The following is a 17,782-nucleotide window of genomic DNA, read 5'->3' on the forward strand; positions in this document are numbered from 1 at the left end:
CTTCTGTGTTCAAAAGAACCACCCTATAGTGGAATTATGCAGTTTCTACATTAAAGGGAGTGAGAGACCTTGAGCCAAACCTCATCCAAAGGAATCTCAACCGTCGAACTTGGCATCCAGGCCGATGGAAGAGCACGCTTACGGACGACAAGAAAGAAGAAGGGATTTATTTATGAACTGATACACAATCGGATGATGTTTCTGATGCTGCTGCCCACCTTGATCTTTTTCTTAGTGAATTCTTATTTTCCAATGGTAGGTATCTATTATGCGTTCACTCAATTTGACTTCAACAGCAGTATGTTTAATTCCAAGTTCGTCGGCTTGCAGAATTTCGAGTTTCTTTGGAGATCCGGCACACTGGTGAAGCTGACGATGAACACGATAGGTTACAACATCGCTTTTATTGTACTTGGGAATGTGCTGGCGATTGCTTGTGCGATTCTCTTAAGTGAACTGAATGGGAAATGGTTTAAAAAGATTAGCCAATCGATAATGTTTCTACCATATTTCGTATCCTTCGTCATTCTAAGTGTTATTGTCTACAACCTGTTCAATTATGACAGCGGTTTCTTAAATACAATGCTTACACAATTTGGGCTTGATCCGGTGGACGTTTACAGCAAACCCTGGGCTTGGATTTTTCTGATTATTATCTTCTATCTATGGAAGAATCTCGGTTATAGCATGGTTATCTATCTAGCAGCGATTACGGGGATCAGCGATGAATATTATGAAGCGGCTAAGATCGATGGCGCTAATATTTTTCAGCGGATTTGGTATATTACAGTGCCAATGCTGAAATCAACCTTTGTGGTGCTGCTGCTCTTTGCGCTCGGAAGTATTATGAAAGGGCAGTTTGATCTGTTCTATCAATTAATAGGAAACAACGGGCTTCTCTATAATACGACGGATATTCTCGATACCTACGTCTATCGCTCGCTTAAAGTAACGTTTGATGTGGGCATGGCTACTGCTGCCGGGGTCTATCAGTCCTTGTTCGGTTTTGTCCTCATCATGACGGTTAACTATATTATTCGCAAAATAAATGATGACTACGCCCTGTTCTAGGAGGACAAGAAATGAAAATTCAAAAGGATAAATATACACGGATGCTTCATGCAATCGCCTATGTGGTCATCATTGGACTGTCGGTTGCTTGCCTGCTGCCCTTTCTGCTAATTATATCCGCATCATTAACCAGCAATGAATCTATTATCCGGGATGGCTATCATCTGATTCCGGGGCAGTTCTCTCTTGAAGGCTACAAGACGGTGTTCATTTTCCCGGATGAAGTACTGCGTGCTTACACGGTCACCATCGTCACCACTGTAGTGGGAACGACATTAGGACTCTTCTTCATGACGATGGCTGGTTATGTGCTGGCCCGCAAGGATTTCAAATACCGCAATACCTTTTCCTTCTATATATACTTTACGACCTTGTTTGGTGGAGGACTTGTTCCTTGGTACATCATGATTACTAAATACCTCGGTCTGCTGGATTCCTATGCTGTATTGGTGCTACCAGGCCTGATGACACCGTTCTTAATTATTTTAATGAAGAATTTCGTTAAATCAGCAGTCCCTGAGGAGCTATTTGATTCTGGGAAAATCGATGGGGCCGGTGATTTCAGAATCTACTGGCAGATCGTCCTCAAGCTCTCCATGCCAGGGATTGCTACAGTCGGATTGTTCCTTGCATTGTATTACTGGAATGACTGGTTCACATCTTCACTGTTTATTAATGATACCCATAAATATCAACTGCAGTTCTATCTGTACAATGTTATCAATTCAGCGCAGTTCATTGCACAGATGGGCGCTGGAACTGGGGTGTCTCTGGCTACAGAAGTCCCTGCTGAGTCTACCAAAATGGCCATGGCGATTGTTGTGACTGGACCAATTCTATTTCTGTATCCATTCGTTCAGCGTTACTTCGTCAAAGGGTTGACCATCGGAGCTGTAAAAGGTTAGAACCGTAACCTTACCCCTACCCGGGTTTAGGTAAAGTCGGCTAACATAGAAGCATAGTGAAAAGGGAGGATTCAGATGAATAAGCTACGGGGCAAAAGCATGTCTATTCTGCTCACGTCAGTACTGAGCTTGGCTCTACTGGCAGGCTGTGGGGGGAATTCTAGTTCCACGAACGGGGAAAATGCAGCGGTAAAAGAGAGTAATAGCGGCGGGAATACGGCTCAGAGCACCAATGCTGAGACTGAGGAGAAGTCGGGGCTGGATACATCGAAGAAGGTCGAGCTGCAGTTTTATATGCTGGGCGATGCTCCGAAAGATCTTTCAAGTATTGAATCGCAAATTAACAAGATGGCTGAAGAAGATCTGAATGCAACCGTTAAATTCAACTATACAACTTGGACAGACTGGGATCAGAAGTACAAATTGCTACTATCTTCTGGACAATCGATTGATTTGATTTTTACTGCGGATTGGACACAGTATCAAGCTTATGCTAAAAAAGGAGCTTTTTTGGCTATAGATGATTTGCTGCCGACGGCTGCTCCAGCGCTCCAGCAATTTGTACCGCAGGATATGTGGGATGCAGTTAAGATTGATGGCAAGATTTACACTGTGCCTGCGACCTATAAGGAATATGTAACTAACGGTTTCGTATGGCGTGAGGATCTACGTAAGAAATACAATCTGCCTGAGCCAACAGACTTGGCCAGCTATGAGGCTTATATGGAAGGGATCAAGAAGAATGAACCGAAGATGTCGCCGGCATCCTTTAACAGTGATGTGAGGGGCAATCTGCATGATGTCTACACTACACTTACCGCGATGGTCGGAAGTCCGCTGCCTTATGGTATCGGAATCAAGTACAGCGATCCTTCGAAGGCTTATCTTTACTGGGGCTCGGAGGAACATAAAGAAGAACTGCTGACCATGAGACGTTGGCAGGAAAAAGGCCTAATCTCCAAAAATGTATTGAACGTGAAGGACACTCTTCAGGCTCCGGTTATTGCGGGTAAAGCGGCATCCATCTTTGGTGATAACCCGACTCGCTTCAACGATACGCTGATGAAAGTTAAAGCAGCTCATCCAGATTGGGAGTTGGGTTACTATCCTTATGGTAAAACGATCGGTTACGCAACACCGGTGCATCCTATTCATAATGGATTTGCTATTCCGAAGGGCAGCAAGAACCCGGAACGTGCATTAGCCTTTTATGAGAAGATGGTTTTGGATAAACGTTATAACCAGCTGACACAATACGGTGTTGAGGGAAAAAATTATAAGGTTGATGCAAACGGCTATTATGAGCTTATTGGAGATGCTTCTACGAACGGCTTCACTCGTGAAGGGATGAACGGCTGGGCATGGCGGAACCCGGAATTTATGTTATTCGACAAATCCTATGATGGCGTCAAAGAGATTTTCGCTGAGCTTGATAAGATTCAGAAGCCGGATATCTTCACAGGATTTGCAGAAGATTACACCTCTTATCAGGCTGAAAAAGCGGCGTTGGAACAGGTAGAAAAGCAATACCTGTATCCGCTGCAAGCCGGATTGGTAGAGGATGTTGATGCGGGTCTAGCTACTTTTATGGAGAAGGCTAAGCAAGCCGGCCTTGAGAAAATTCAGGCGGAATATATCAAGCAATGGAATGCTTATGTACAGGAGAAGGGTCTGTAATAAAAAGAGCAAGGGATGTTCCTTAAGCCATAAAGGCGGGGAGCATCCCTTTTTTGTATTTTAGGAGACTACGAGAAGCGCTGGCGGAATTCCCGCGGAGTGGTTCCCTCAATGCGGACGAAACTGGAGCTGAAGTAAGGCGCTTGATTGAAGCCGACCTCCTCGGCGATCCGGGCAATCGTGTAACTGGTCTGCATCAGCAATAGCTTACTCTGCTGAATTCGGTAGTGCAGCAGGTAATCCATAGGTGCACAGCCGTATTCCTTTTTCATGCAACGAGCGATATATACAGGATGAAAGTTCAGGTTCTCCCCTAGCTGCTGTGCTGTGATACGCTCACGGAAATGACTACGCAAGTAGGAGGCAGCTTGCTCTGCACATATTTTGGAGGGAGAGGGACGCTCATGGCGCAGAGAGGCAGATAATTGCTGGAGAACCTCTTGGAATAGCAGCTGCTGCTGAAATGGAGTATCGCTCAAATGGGAATTAGGCGCTAGTTGATTCAGCTGCGAGAGCAGTTCTTCCATCTTGGACGGTTGCAGCAGAGAGGTATATTGGGGCAGCTGTAAGGTAAAAGTGCGTATATTAAATTCGTCTGAATGAAGAGGATGCTCCACTCTGTTGTGTTCTGTCTCTGGTGCTGTAGCCGTAGCCTCGGAGATATTCCAATCGCCCACTGTCTGAAAATGCAGCCAATAATAAGAGGTGTGTTCCTTGCAGCTGTCCGTACTAAAATGATGGCTATCTGGACGAAGAAGCAGTGCCTGACCTGCACGTACCTGAAAGGTAAGACCTCCTTCATTCATATATAGGCAGCCCTGCTTGACTACAAGTAAGTCAAATACCTTGATATTGTGGCGGCTCATGTGGTAATGCCCTGGTGAGAAGGTGTGCAATCCACTTACGATATAATAGGGCATTGGCGGGACGGTGAAATTAATAATGTTCATGGAGAGATCTCCTTTTATGAGGTTGAAATAATGAAATTATTGGTTTGAAATCTGTACCATCACCAAAAGTATATCATCTATAATTTAGTCTGACCTAAAGAAAAAATATGCTGTTTCATAGGTCCAGTATGCATGTTTGGTTTAAGGGGAGGTTTATTTAGTGAAAAAAGAAAGACAGGGCTTTGGACTATGGGTATTGGCTTGGCCTATATTTATAGAGGTGTTTCTTCAGACCCTGCTAGGTACGGTAGATACACTCATGGTCAGCCGTATTTCAGACGATGCAGTCGCCGTAGTCGGCATTTCAAATCAATTGTTCGGTGCGTTGACCACACTTTTTACCACCTTTGCGGGCGGGGCGGGGATCCTAATCGCGCAAAGAATGGGTTCAAAACGATTCAGCGAAGCACGTACGATTGCAATTATGGGCGTATCGGTTAGTCTCATTCTTGGTATTGTCGTGAGTATCATCCTGTTCTTCTATGCGGGTCCAATAGCGGGGATTCTAAATATATCGCCTGAGCTATTATCACTGTCCAATATCTATATCTCGTATGTCGGTGGCGGTCTGTTTTTGGTGGGGATGATTGCTTCCCTTGGAACAGCGATTCGTAATACAGGGAACACCAGAGGACCAATGTACACAGGGGTCATCATAAATGTCATTCACATTATTCTGAACTATACCTTTATATTCGGGATGTTCGGTCTGCCACAGCTAGGGCTTGCGGGAATCGCAATCTCAAGTATTATCAGTAGACTGGTCGGTGTGATCATGCTGTATACCATGTTTAGAGGTTCCTTCGAGATTAAGATTAGACTTAGGGACTTCCGTATATTCAACGGCAAGCTATTCAAGGAAATTATAAGGATTGCTTGGCCTCTAGGGATTAATTCTTCCTGCTGGGTGTTCTCGCAGTTGATTGTCTATTCCTTTCTAGCCGCACTGGGGGCTGAAGCGTTAGCCGCACGGACTTATCTCAATACCTTAGAGTCCTTTTGCTTCACGTTAGGGTATGCAATCGCGCTGGCTGGACAGATACAGATCGCGCATTTGTTCGGGGCGGGGAAGCTGAAAGAGGCTTATCGTAGTGCATATCGCACGCTGTATATCGGCTTGGCTATTGTATCAGCGAACATGTTACTGCTATTTCTTTTCGGTAGGAATCTACTAGGTTATTTTACTTCCGACCCGCGGATTATTGCGATTGGGATTTCCCTACTGGCCCTAAATCTCCTACTGCAACCTTGCAAAATGTTGAATATGGGCATGGGTAATGCGCTGAACGCCATCGGCGATACCCGTTATACGATGTATACTTCCATCGTGTCTATGTCCATTATTGGAGTGGGATGTTCTTACTGGTTTGGAATCAGCTTAGGCTGGGGGCTCACAGGGATCTACTGCTGTATGATTGCTGATGAATTTGTGCGGGGGATGCTTGTTCTAATGCGCTGGAGAGGGAGGAAAGTTATCCGTCAGGCGGATATCGGTTTGAGTGAAGGGAATGCCTCACTACATGGAGCCGGGAAAAGAAGTACTTCGTTAACTATATGAGCGGGACTCTATAAGCCGACCATGGTGGGCAATGGAGTGTAATGATGTCTTTTTGCACCAATAGCAATAGTGTCTCTGGGGTCCGATAGTTGCCCAAAAGAGCCGTTTTTTCGAAAATAGCGACTCTCGAGTCCAATAGAAAGTTTGAGAACTGCAAGTAACATCGAGCGACAACAAACATCAAGCATTCCAAGCACCACTGAGCACCCTAAGTGCGCCCAGCACCAATCCCCATCTGCTGCGCAATCGCCCACCGAGCTGTGGGTGTTGGGGGATGTTTTTGGAGAGAGGCTACCCATGAGTAAATAATTACTTAAGGGTTAGCCTCTTTTTTGTGCGAGTATAAAATTTAAGTTTGATGGTTCTGAAATTTGATTATTCATTCATATAGAATTTGATTCTATGATATAAATGAGTTAGCCTTTAGAGCATAGGTACCTGTTTTATGAATACATACTACTGAAGGGTTTGAGGAAAATGCCGTTAAAATGGAAAGGCTTGACGATCCTAACACTGCTCTTAATGATGATACTAATATCGGGATGTTCTAATGGCACCGTTCATGTCACGGTGAATAAGAATCAAAGCGTAGATTTAGCAATGAATGTGAAATTGGATTCCCGAACAGAAGCATTGATCAGCGATAAAATGGAGAAGAGTCTGACAGACAAACTGAAGGAGGAAGGGATTCAGCTAGAAAAACGACAAGAAGGTAAGTCTACAGTCTATGAAATCCAGAAAAATTACGCTTCATTTGAGGATATAGGTTCAACCTCTATGGGGCTGGATATTGTGGATCTACAGCTCGTTACTAAAAAGAATTTGTTATATACCACGTATGATGTTGAGGCACAGCCTCAATTTAATAGTTATATGGATACCATTATGGATAACATGGGGACATTGAGTTTATCAAAGCCGATTATTCGGGCGGTGCTGAAAAACTTGGCATTTGATTTTATACTAACGTTGCCAATAGATCTAATTGGTGATAATAATGCAGTTGTTGATGAAGGCAGAACACTTACCTGGAATGTTTCCCTGGGGGATACGGAGCCGATCAAAATGCAGCTTTATGTGCCAAATGTATGGAATATAGTGATTGTGTTAATCATCCTAGTGGTGGTGATCATTGCTGCGATTCTATTTTTCGTCAGAAAAAGAAAACACCGTAAAGTAAATCGTGCTTAAGTGATTCGAGATATGTATTGATAGTGCCGGGAAGCCATGCTGCTTTACCGGCTTTCTTTACTTTATAGCAGGTGTAGAGTTATAATTAGTACCAAGTACTAATATCAGATACTAAATGAAGAGGTGATTGGAATGACAGGTGCAAAAATTACAGCTATCGGAACTTATGTCCCGGCTAAAAGACTGACCAATGCCGATCTTGAGCAGATGGTGGATACTGATAATGAGTGGATTGTGGGGCGGACTGGAATTCGTGAACGCAGAATTAGTCGGCAGGATGAATACACAAGCGATTTATGTGTAGCCGCAGTACAGGATCTAATGAAACGTTATGGAAAAAGCGTTGAGGATGTGGATATGGTCCTAGTAGCTACTAGTACACCTGATTTTTCCTTTCCCTCAGTAGCTTCTTTGATTCAAGATCGCTTAAATATTCCGCAGACTGCTGGAGCTATGGATTTGAGTGCAGCCTGTGCGGGTTTTGTATATGCACTTCATACGGCTCATAGCTATGTTGCTTCAGGGATGCACCGTAAGGTTCTAGTGATTGGTGCGGATACGATCTCCAAGATTACAGATTATACTGATCGCAGTACATGTATCCTTTTTGGTGATGGGGCCGGTGCAGTGCTTGTGGAGAGTGATAAGCAATCGACGGGATTTTTAGGCTTTCAGCTAGCTAGTGATGGCAGCGGCGCGCATCATGTGTATCGCACGGGTCTAGCCCATACGGTGAATAATATTGAACTGGTAGATACACAGATGCTCGTACAGAACGGACGCGAGGTATTTCGTTGGGCGGTCAGAACCGTTCCTCTCGGTGTACAGCAGCTGCTTGAAAAAGCAGAAGTGGGTCTGGAGCAAGTCGATTGGTTTATTCCACACAGCGCAAATATGAGAATGATTGAGCCGATTTGCGAGCGTATGAACTATCCGATGGAGCAAGTGCTGCATAGTCTTGTGAATTTTGGCAATACTTCTGCCGCAACAATTCCCTTAGCTCTTGATTTGGGCATTCGTGAAGGCAAAGTAAAGAACGGGCACAAGATTCTGATGTATGGCTTTGGTGCGGGGCTGACGCAGGCCGGTCAACTGGTAGAGCTGAACTTGGATGAGCAAGCAGGGGAGCCGACTTTATTGTGAGTTGTTCAGGTAAACATAAATAATAAAACATTGTTAAAGCAACGACCATTTCTCGGTATTTTTCCGAGGGATGGTCGTTTTTGTTTCATTACTAAAAGTATTTTTTTGGCATATATTATGCATGTATTAGGCTACTGTTGTGATCATATTCGGCTAATGATATGCAGATGTTATTCATTTATTAGGCATCTTTTGGGATTGAGTTAGGCGTTTTGACCCATATCACAGTCTTAGGATGCATCTTTTGAATTTTACAGATATTTAATGCTAGGCAAATAAACCATACCTACAATATACACAGCAGACTCCAGTCTACCCAAAAAAAGTATGGGTTGAATGGGATGAAGAAAGGAGGAGTTATCGAATATATCCGAGATAAGGGTAGCTAGCTCATCTGTTGATGGAGAGTTTTCATGGGATTCAAAACTATAAAATAATGCTTGGGAGAGATGATTTTGTTCAGAAAAGGTAGGAAATTTGTTGCATTATTACTGGCACTCACAGTGATTTGTTCTACGATGCCGAATATCACCCCTGTGTTTGCAGCTGAAGAATCTGAGATTCTATCTGTAGATCGACCAACGACTTCTGTACCCACCGGCCGATATGAAGAAGCACAGACGATCCACCTCACAACTGCAACGCAGAATGCTGACATTTACTATACACTCGACGGCACGCTTCCGGATGTTCATAGTTTGAAATATAACGGGCCGATCTCGATCTCCAAAACAACGAATTTGTCAGCCATTGCGATCAAAAATGGTGTGGCAAGTAAAGGAGTAACCTTCTCTTATATCATCAAGACCAAAGAAAAGCCATTGCTCCAGTTTGTAGCGATGTCAGACGTACATGTGGGCTCACATGCTTCAGCAGATGCACGTTATACCCAATTCTTTGATACGATAGGGTCGATTTTCCCGAACCCGGATGCGATACTCGTCGTTGGCGATATGATTAATGATAATGGGAACGACAAGCCTAATGACCATGTGATGGTTCGCGAAATTTTTGAACAAAATTTAGCTAGAAAGCAGTGGAATAACACCCAGATCCGAATGGCTATAGGTAACCACGATTCCACCGTTGCTAAAGTCAACGAACATTATCCCACGGACTGGTTCACAAGCCAGCCGAATGGCTATTATGAATCTGAAATCGGTGGCTATCATTTCTTATTTTTAAACGGGAACAACTACAACTCAGATACAGGTCAGCGTAATTGGCTAAAGGGTAGACTTGCAGAACTTACAGCTGATCCGAAGAATCAGAATACCCCCATCTTCGTGAATGTGCACCAACCTATATCGAATACGGTAATGGATGGGCAACAGGCATCGAATCCTAATCTTTATACGGATCTCAAAGACTATCCTCAAGTGATTACCTTCTCCGGACATTCCCATCTGAATATTAGTGATGATCGCTCCATTTACCAGAAGGATTTCACTTCAGTTAACCTTGGCTCCATGTCTTACATTGAATCCGATCGCGGTTACTCCCAAGTGACTAAGAAGGGACTTGAAGGACGTTTTGAATTTCCTGTCAGTCAGGCCGACTTCGTTGAGGTATATGCGGATCGGGTTGAAGTGGATCGGATTGCGTTTAACGCAGATCCTGGAGATATCTACACAGACGGTAAGTGGACGGCTGAGCCGCAGCCTCCATTCAACAGTGCGGGTACAGTTGCTGGAGATAAGTGGGTCATTCAGCTAAAAGGCTCGACGAATGAAGCTATTAAGAGCAATTTCAAGTACACGACGGCTAACCGTAATAAGGTTGCTCCTGTATTCAATAGTGAGCTCGACATAACGAATCAGGATACGGTACCTTTACTTTCCTTTAAGCAAGCGAAAGATGATCAATCTATGCATCATTATGAAATCAATGTCATCGATAAAAGATCCGGAGTTAGCAGCAAATCTGTGAATGTATTCTCTGACTATTACTTTTCCCCGATTCCGAATGCAATGAATATTCCACTCGAAGGACTTGCGCCTCAAACTTCATACATTGTTCAAGTGACAGCTGTTGATGCCTACGGGAATCGCTCTGCAACGCTAGAGCAATCGTTCACACCCGGCAATGAAGCACCTGAACTGACGCCAATTGATCCATCGACCATGTGGAAGGATCTAGTGGTCGATATGAAATTGGATGGTAACCTATCCGATGAAGCTAAAGACGTGACAGGGCTTGCAAGTCTAGCAGGCAATGTAACGTATGTCGATGGTAAATCCAATAAAGCTGCGCTCATTGCAGCGGGTAATAGTAATTATATTGATTTGGGCAAGCGTGATGATTTGAAATTCGGAGCAGGAAGCTTCACCGTGTCTTTCTGGCACAAAGGCAATCTTTCCGGGGATCAGACTATCCTTTCCAATAAAAACTGGAATAGTGGCGGTAATCTAGGTTGGTATATTGGACCTGCCTCCACCAATGGTATGACCTTAAATATTAGTGATGGAACGAAAAGAGCGGATATTACAGCATCAAGTGTAGGAACGGAGTGGCATCTCTTTACCATTACGGCGGACAGAACAAAAAACTTAGCAAAAGTTTATGTAGATGGGACGGAGAAGGCATCGGGGAGTATTGCCTCGCTTGGTACTCAAAGTGTAGATACAACCTTTAACACGCTGATTGGTGTGGATGGCAACAAAGGAAATGGCGGAGCAACGATTACCATAGATGATCTGAGAATCTGGAAGAGATCGCTCACAGCTACGGAAAACAAAGCATTGTCGGATTCCTATAAGGGTGTTCAGCTCTTTACCTTTGAACAGCTCACCACATTAATTCATGACGCTGCATCCTTCCAAAAGAACAGCGATAAAGTCAGTGGTGTATCTTACCCGAAAGAACAGCTAGACGAGCTTGCGAAGCAAATTCAGAAAGCCAGACAACTGACGGCAAGTAATAGCCCAACCGAAATTGACCTTGCTTATGTCGAGCTTCAGTGGGTCTATAAAAAAATACAACAGGCAGCAATATATTCCTTTATTCCTAAGAACGCATTCACTATCAACTCCTTTAGTTCTTATGCGGACAATGAAAATGCCAATGCTGCGAACATCCTAGATAACGATACCGCTACGATTTGGCATTCCAAATGGCAGGAGCCTGCAGCCTCATTTCCACATTGGGTGATTATCGACATGAAGGGTAGTAAGAACTTAACTGGTATTGGGCGCACTAGCCGCTTAAGTCAGACGGCTCTGGAATTTCCAAAGGATTTTGAACTCTACGCCTCGGATCAATTATCGGATTTGACCGATCCGGCGTACTTGAGCAATCCGGCGAATAAAGCGATCGGCACATTCCAGAAAACCTGGAAAGGCACGAGCTATCAAGACTTCAATATTTTGGATAAAGCGATACAAGGTAGATATGTGAAATTTGTTGTCACGAGCACCTATAACCCAACCGCTTTATTCACCAGTATGAGTGAAATCGATTTTACTGGTAGCTCAGTGCTCTCTGCGGATACACTTCTACAGATGTCCTTCGAGAATAATTTGGAGGATCAATCTGTAAATGCTATACCGGCAACACCGGTTAAAGATCCACAGTTCGTGAAAGGTCGCGTCGGACAAGCCTTGAGTATCGATTCCAAGAGCTCAGCGCTGCAATATGTTGATCTTGGCAAGCCAACAAGTCTGCAATTCGGTAAGGACAAGAACTTCTCGTTCGCATTTTGGGTTAAATCGCCTTCTGTCTCAGGAGACCCTGCGATTCTATCCAACAAAAATTGGGATTCCGGTGCAAATGTAGGTTATGCCTTAGCGCTGAAGGGAAGTGCACTCCAATGGAACTTTAATACATCCGGCGAATCGCGTGCAGATGCCCAAATTCCAAATGTTGTAGATGGCACCTGGCATCATATCGCCATATCGCATGATCGTGCTTCAGGGCGAGTTGATTTTTATAAAGATGGTGTTCCTGTAAATGTGACCAAAGTTAATGGCACGAACTATCAGGGTATAGCAAGCACCATGACCATTGCAGGTCGAACGGGTACGCTGGATACAGGATTGTCAACCATGATCGGAAATGATGGTACAGGCAATTACAGCAATGCGCTGCAAGTACAGCTTGATGAGCTTCATATGTATGGAAGAACATTAACCGCGCAGGAAGTTTCTAATATGTATAACAGTGCTCCACCGCTTGCTTCCATTGAGGATTTTTCAGGTTCATTAAATCTGATTGGAGCTAAGCACACGGTTCAAGGTACGCAATTCCGATATAATCTAGATTTGCGTACACCTGATATGACGACTAAAGTGGACAAAGCTGTCGTTGAGATAGCCTATGATCCAGAACAGTTCGAATTTGTCAGCGCATCTCGCGCAACGAAGACAGACGCTTCGATCCCTGGTATCGTTAGACTAGAACTACCAGGAGGTAATGTCTATAACATCGAGAATCCGCTGGAGTATGCAAAGTCCAGAATCTCGGAGCTCAAATTCAATACGCTTGGTGCTTCCGGCCAAGGCATCATTGAAGTTAAGCATGCGGATTTCTATACTGGATCAACAAAACTAACGATTAAGGCATTTGATTCGGCGCCTGCCGTTATTCAGATCCATGCTAAAGCTTCCGAAGATCTTAATGCAGATGGTTATGTTACGATAGGTGACCTTTCACTTGCGAAAGGCATTTCGGATGAAGAGCTGGCAGATATGGCAGCCCAAGCCCAATACCAGCCCTATAAACGTGTAGTTGTCATCGGGATTGATGGTGGGGGTGTAGCGGTCTCCAAGGATGCGCCTTATTGGGAGACGCCTAGCTCCAAGAAAGAAAAGGTAGGTGATCGCCTGCAAATTCCAGCCATTCGGAACATTATCGAGCATGGAGCTATTAGCTATACGGCTAAAACTACTTTACCTTCCAGCTCATCTCCAAACTGGGGTTCGATGATTAATGGTGTTGGTTATGAAAAGCATGGTCTATATAATGACGATACCGCAGCCTACACATACAGTGAATCATGGGACTACCCAACGGTATTTAAAAAAATTAGGGAGGCATTGCCTGCTACTAAGCAAACGGTATTCTCCACCTGGAGCAACATCGTTCAGGGGCATATTGAACCTTCTGTTGGTGTCGAAGGTTATTCCCTAGGAGATGAAGCTGATGTAGCGGCGTTCACGCAATACGCTGCTAGCGGCAAAGCGAAAGATACCTCGTTAATTTTCTTCCAATTGGATGATATGGATGGGGCGGGCCATGGTGATGGATTCTATACGAAGTCGTATTATGAGCAAATAAAGAAGACGGATAAGAACATCCAGACCATCTATGATGCTTTAAAGAACAATCATTTGTTGGAAGACACGCTCATCCTCATGCTGCCTGACCATGGTGGGGGTAAAGAGAATGCAGACGGAACTTTGGGCATGGCAACAAGTCATGGGCAAGATGAGCCCCTTGCCACCACAATCTTCTTCGCGGCGAATGGTAGAACAGTAGCCACCGAAGACGGGAAGGAAAAATTATTGCAAGGTGGGAATACAAGAGACTTGGCTGCAACAGTTCTAACTGCACTTGGCCTGAACCCATCCATTGGAGATTCTCATGTCATTGACGGTATGTTCATACCTCAAACCGAACAGAAACAATCGGGTGCTGCGGACTTGCGATTCACAAAATTAGTTGATGCTGCTACACAAAAGGTTAACGGTTATGAAGTATCAATCAACAATGCGACTTCAGATTTGACAGCCATCGATTTGAATGTAGACTCCAGCAGTCTCATCTTCTCATCGATTGAACCGGCTCAACCTGGCGTTAAGATTGTGCGCAAAGAGACGGTTAATGGAATGACAAGAATCATTCTAACCTCAACGAATGGCATTCAAGCAGATGCTCCGATTCTTAAGCTACGAGTATCACCACAAGAAAAGGCTACTGCTGTACAAATTACGCAAGCGATGATTGCAGATGTGAAAGGGCATGAAACGATGCCGAATTTGACCACTGCAACTAAAGAAGTACAGATCTCTCAGGCAACACTAGTAGATCTTCAGGTAAACGGTCAATCGTTGATCGGCTTCACACCGGATCAAATGAACTATGCGATTCGTGTACCGAATAATGTTTCGGTCGCAGAGGTCACTTATAAGGTAGCAGATCCTTTACTAAGCGTTCATGTCATAGGTGGTAAATCTCTGCAAGTAGGCGAGAATCTGGTGGAAGTGCATGTCCAAGCTCCAGACGGCAGCTCGAATGTGTATACCATTATCGTCATCCGTGAGTCAGAATCCTTACCTAACCAAATTCTGCTGTCCGATCTACGAATGAATGGGGAAACTCTACCAGCTTTTGCACCTAGTACGTTGAACTATAACGTAATGGTTCCCTATAGTACGTCGGTAACGGATATTACCTATACGGCATACGATCCGACTAGCGTAGTTAAGATTACGGGTAGTGGAGCCCTTGAGGTTGGTAGGAACGTCGTGAAGGTTACCGTGACAGCTCAAGACGGATTACAAAATATTTATACGATCATCATTACGCGTCAGCCTGAAGCGGAGTCTTCAAGCAATGCAGATCTGGTAGATCTTCGCGTTAATGGAACTACGATTCGTGGATTTGCCTCTGGGCAATACAACTACGAACTGACTGTACCTTACTCGACAACCGTTACGCGAGTAACCTATACAGCAGCGGATCCTATGGCTACTGTATCGATAACAGGCAGTGGAGATTTACATGTCGGCACTAATATGATCACCGTAACTGTGACAGCTCAAGATGGAACCAAACAGATTTACACTATTGCTGTTATGCGCGAAAATGATACCTCGACAACACCACCAACGGGTGGGGGGAACCCAGGATCAAGCGTTACGCCGCCAGTGGTGGTGAAGCCGGAGCTGCCTGCAGGGGCGGTTGTTATCCCAGATGAACTCTTAACGAAGAGTGCTGAAGGAAACATCATCATGCAGCTTCAAGCGGATAAGAATCAAGTTATGATTCCGATCGATCAACTCGATCAGATCGGCAATAGGGATCTAGAGATTCAAGTGAATGGGGTTTGTGCCATTATGTCCTCCAAAGTATTGAACGAGCTTCGTAAGCTTCTGCCATCAACTGCGAAGACAGCAACAATACTTTTGAAGATGGAAGCCATTCAATCGAATCAACTTACAATAACTACACCGTATTCACGGGTTAGTGACATCATGGACTTCTCATTAATCATGTCAGATGAGTCTGGTAATAAATATTCACTGAAGCAATTCCCAGTACCCGTGAAGATAACACTACCGATTCTAAATGGAACCAATCCAGCTCTAGCGGGTATTTATCGTATTGAGGAAAATGGCAGCTTTACCTATCTAGGGGGGACGATGAATCCATCCAAAACCAGTCTTACCGTAGATTTGAATCATTTTAGCCAATACGTTGTTCTTTCGTTCCAAAGCAGCTATCGAGATGTACCTGAAAGTCACTGGGCATACAAGACTATTCAGGAACTATCTGCTAAACAAATTGTGAAGGGACAATCTGACTCTATGTTTAACCCATCGGGTTCCATCACAAGAGCAGAATATGCAGCTCTCCTCAGCAGAGCGCTTTCCTTAACTGCGAATCGTCCGACTTCATTCCAAGATGTAGCTGCTGGATCGTGGTACGAAGAGGCGGTCAATGCAACCTTTGAAGCAGGTATTATTCAAGGCGTATCCGAGGATCGTTTTGACCCTAATCAACAGATTACCCGTGAGGAAATGGCAGCTATGCTGGTAAGAGCCTATGCATATCGTACGGGCGTTAAGCCGGAAGCAAGCTCATTCCATGCGACTAATGACAGCTCTAAAGTTAGTTCTTGGGCAGTAACCTATGTACAAGGTGCGCTAGAAGCTATGCTTCTGACGGGTCATCAGGATGGTAACTTCCTTCCGCAATCGATGACAACCCGTGCCGAGGCAGCTCAAAGTATTTCAAATCTACTTGCGAAATTCTAAAATGAAATTGTAAGTTCCCTACATGAAAAATCCCCTCAATTTAGACAATGCTTAGACATCTTATCGAGGTCTGAGACGTTGTAAACTTTGAGGGGATTTATTTATGTTATACCTTAAAATTTCAATTGGCTTCCGCAGGACTCGCGCACAACAAGTACGGGCTCCACAACAAATGAACCACCACCTGACTGATTGTTAATCAAGTCATAGAGCATATGGGCAGCGAGGATACCAAGTCGTTGTTTGTTCTGACGGATGGTAGACAGTCTTGGTGTAGTATATTTGCAGGCTTCGATGTCATCACAGCCGATGATGGCGATATCCTCAGGGACCCGGAGGTCATGTTCTTTTAATGCACGGATGGCTCCTAAAGCCAGCAAATCAGAGGCAGCAAAAATGGCCTTTGGTAAACTGCCGCTTTGAATTAATTGTTGCATAGCCGTATACCCGCTGGACTCAAAGAAATCATCGCCATGTACAAACCAAAGCCGGTTCAAAGGGAGACCGAAACTTTCGATAGCTTTGGTATATCCTGCTTCCCGTAGATTGGATATTTCAGAATCCGCGGCACTTCCTATAAAACCAAGCTCCCTATAACCAAGAAGGTAAAAATGCTCTACGACCTTAGAGGATATTTGAAAGTTATCTGACATAACAAAGCCTGACTTCTTCCCTTTTAGTTCGAGATCTACCCCGATACAAGGGATACTGCTCATGTCCAGATCGTGGATCGTTGGCTCCATCTTCTGTCCAGATATAATGACACAGCCATCCACATTAAAATGAACAGCGCGCGCGAAGTAATCTCCGCTGCTAATAAATTTTTCGTTTGAAAAGAAGATGAGATCGTATCCCAGTACACCCATCTGTTTTTTGAAGGAGTTTAATACCTCAACGAAAAAAGGGTGCGTAAATTCTACATTAAGCTCACCCGCAAAAATCACACCGATCAGATTCGATTTTTTGGTTGCAAGTGTCTTGGCGGAGTTGGATGGTGAATATCCAGTTTGCTCGATGATCTCCAGGACTCTTTTCTTGGTCTTTTCCGAAACATCGCTGTAATTATTCATAATTTTCGAAACGGTCGAGACAGAAACGCCCGCCATTTCGGCAATCATTTTGATATTCATATGTAGTATAAGCCACCCTCCGCTTAATAGTTGGAATATGGGGGAAAGACTGTAGTAGAGCGGTTATTTATGAGTTTTTTTGAATGGAGTGAAGAGTAAAACAGTTATTTTAAGTCTATTCTTATTGCCGAAACAAGTCAAACGGATATTTTAATACTGAGATATATTCCGAAAAAAATAA

9 protein-coding genes are annotated in these 17,782 nt (G+C 44.1%); 7 read left to right on the forward strand and 2 right to left on the reverse strand.

Features of this window, described 5'->3' with window-relative positions; translation table 11 throughout:
• Nucleotides 1–192: 192 nt before the first annotated feature.
• The 3 genes from NSQ29_RS00410 (at nt 193) to NSQ29_RS00420 (ending at nt 3,653) form a co-directional block, all read left to right on the forward strand.
• Nucleotides 193–1,071: an ABC transporter permease gene (locus tag NSQ29_RS00410; protein WP_143759548.1), complete on the forward strand. Its 879-nt coding sequence runs from the start codon at nt 193–195 to the stop codon at nt 1,069–1,071.
• Between the two features lie 11 nt (nt 1,072–1,082).
• Entirely contained in the window at nt 1,083–1,976 is an 894-nt protein-coding gene (locus tag NSQ29_RS00415; RefSeq protein ID WP_042191692.1) for a carbohydrate ABC transporter permease, read from the forward strand.
• Between the two features lie 75 nt (nt 1,977–2,051).
• Nucleotides 2,052–3,653, forward strand: coding sequence for an extracellular solute-binding protein (locus NSQ29_RS00420; protein ID WP_445739149.1), 1,602 nt, complete (start codon nt 2,052–2,054; stop codon nt 3,651–3,653).
• Between the two features lie 68 nt (nt 3,654–3,721).
• On the opposite strand, the gene NSQ29_RS00425 is transcribed toward NSQ29_RS00420, so the two are convergent.
• On the reverse strand, nt 3,722–4,603 hold the full coding sequence (locus tag NSQ29_RS00425) for a helix-turn-helix transcriptional regulator (RefSeq protein WP_341124068.1): 882 nt from the start codon (nt 4,601–4,603) through the stop codon (nt 3,722–3,724).
• A 160-nt stretch (nt 4,604–4,763) separates the two neighbouring features.
• Here NSQ29_RS00425 and NSQ29_RS00430 point away from each other — a divergent pair, with 160 nt between their 5' ends.
• The 4 genes from NSQ29_RS00430 (at nt 4,764) to NSQ29_RS00445 (ending at nt 16,471) form a co-directional block, all read left to right on the forward strand.
• Entirely contained in the window at nt 4,764–6,161 is a 1,398-nt protein-coding gene (locus NSQ29_RS00430) for an MATE family efflux transporter (protein WP_042191684.1), read from the forward strand.
• 477 nt (nt 6,162–6,638) lie between these two features.
• Complete coding sequence (locus tag NSQ29_RS00435; protein ID WP_341124069.1) at nt 6,639–7,352, forward strand: hypothetical protein; 714 nt, start codon at nt 6,639–6,641, stop codon at nt 7,350–7,352.
• Between the two features lie 132 nt (nt 7,353–7,484).
• Nucleotides 7,485–8,495 carry a ketoacyl-ACP synthase III gene (locus NSQ29_RS00440; protein ID WP_341124071.1) on the forward strand — a complete coding sequence of 337 codons (1,011 nt, stop codon included), beginning with the start codon at nt 7,485–7,487 and terminating at the stop codon, nt 8,493–8,495.
• Nucleotides 8,496–8,950: 455 nt separating this feature from the next.
• Entirely contained in the window at nt 8,951–16,471 is a 7,521-nt protein-coding gene (locus NSQ29_RS00445; RefSeq protein ID WP_341124072.1) for an S-layer homology domain-containing protein, read from the forward strand.
• A gap of 113 nt (nt 16,472–16,584) precedes the next feature.
• On the opposite strand, the gene NSQ29_RS00450 is transcribed toward NSQ29_RS00445, so the two are convergent.
• Complete coding sequence (locus tag NSQ29_RS00450) at nt 16,585–17,601, reverse strand: LacI family DNA-binding transcriptional regulator (RefSeq protein WP_341124073.1); 1,017 nt, start codon at nt 17,599–17,601, stop codon at nt 16,585–16,587.
• Nucleotides 17,602–17,782: the final 181 nt, after the last annotated feature.

The organism is Paenibacillus sp. FSL F4-0236, from assembly GCF_038000135.1.
GTDB lineage: Bacteria > Bacillota > Bacilli > Paenibacillales > Paenibacillaceae > Paenibacillus_AQ.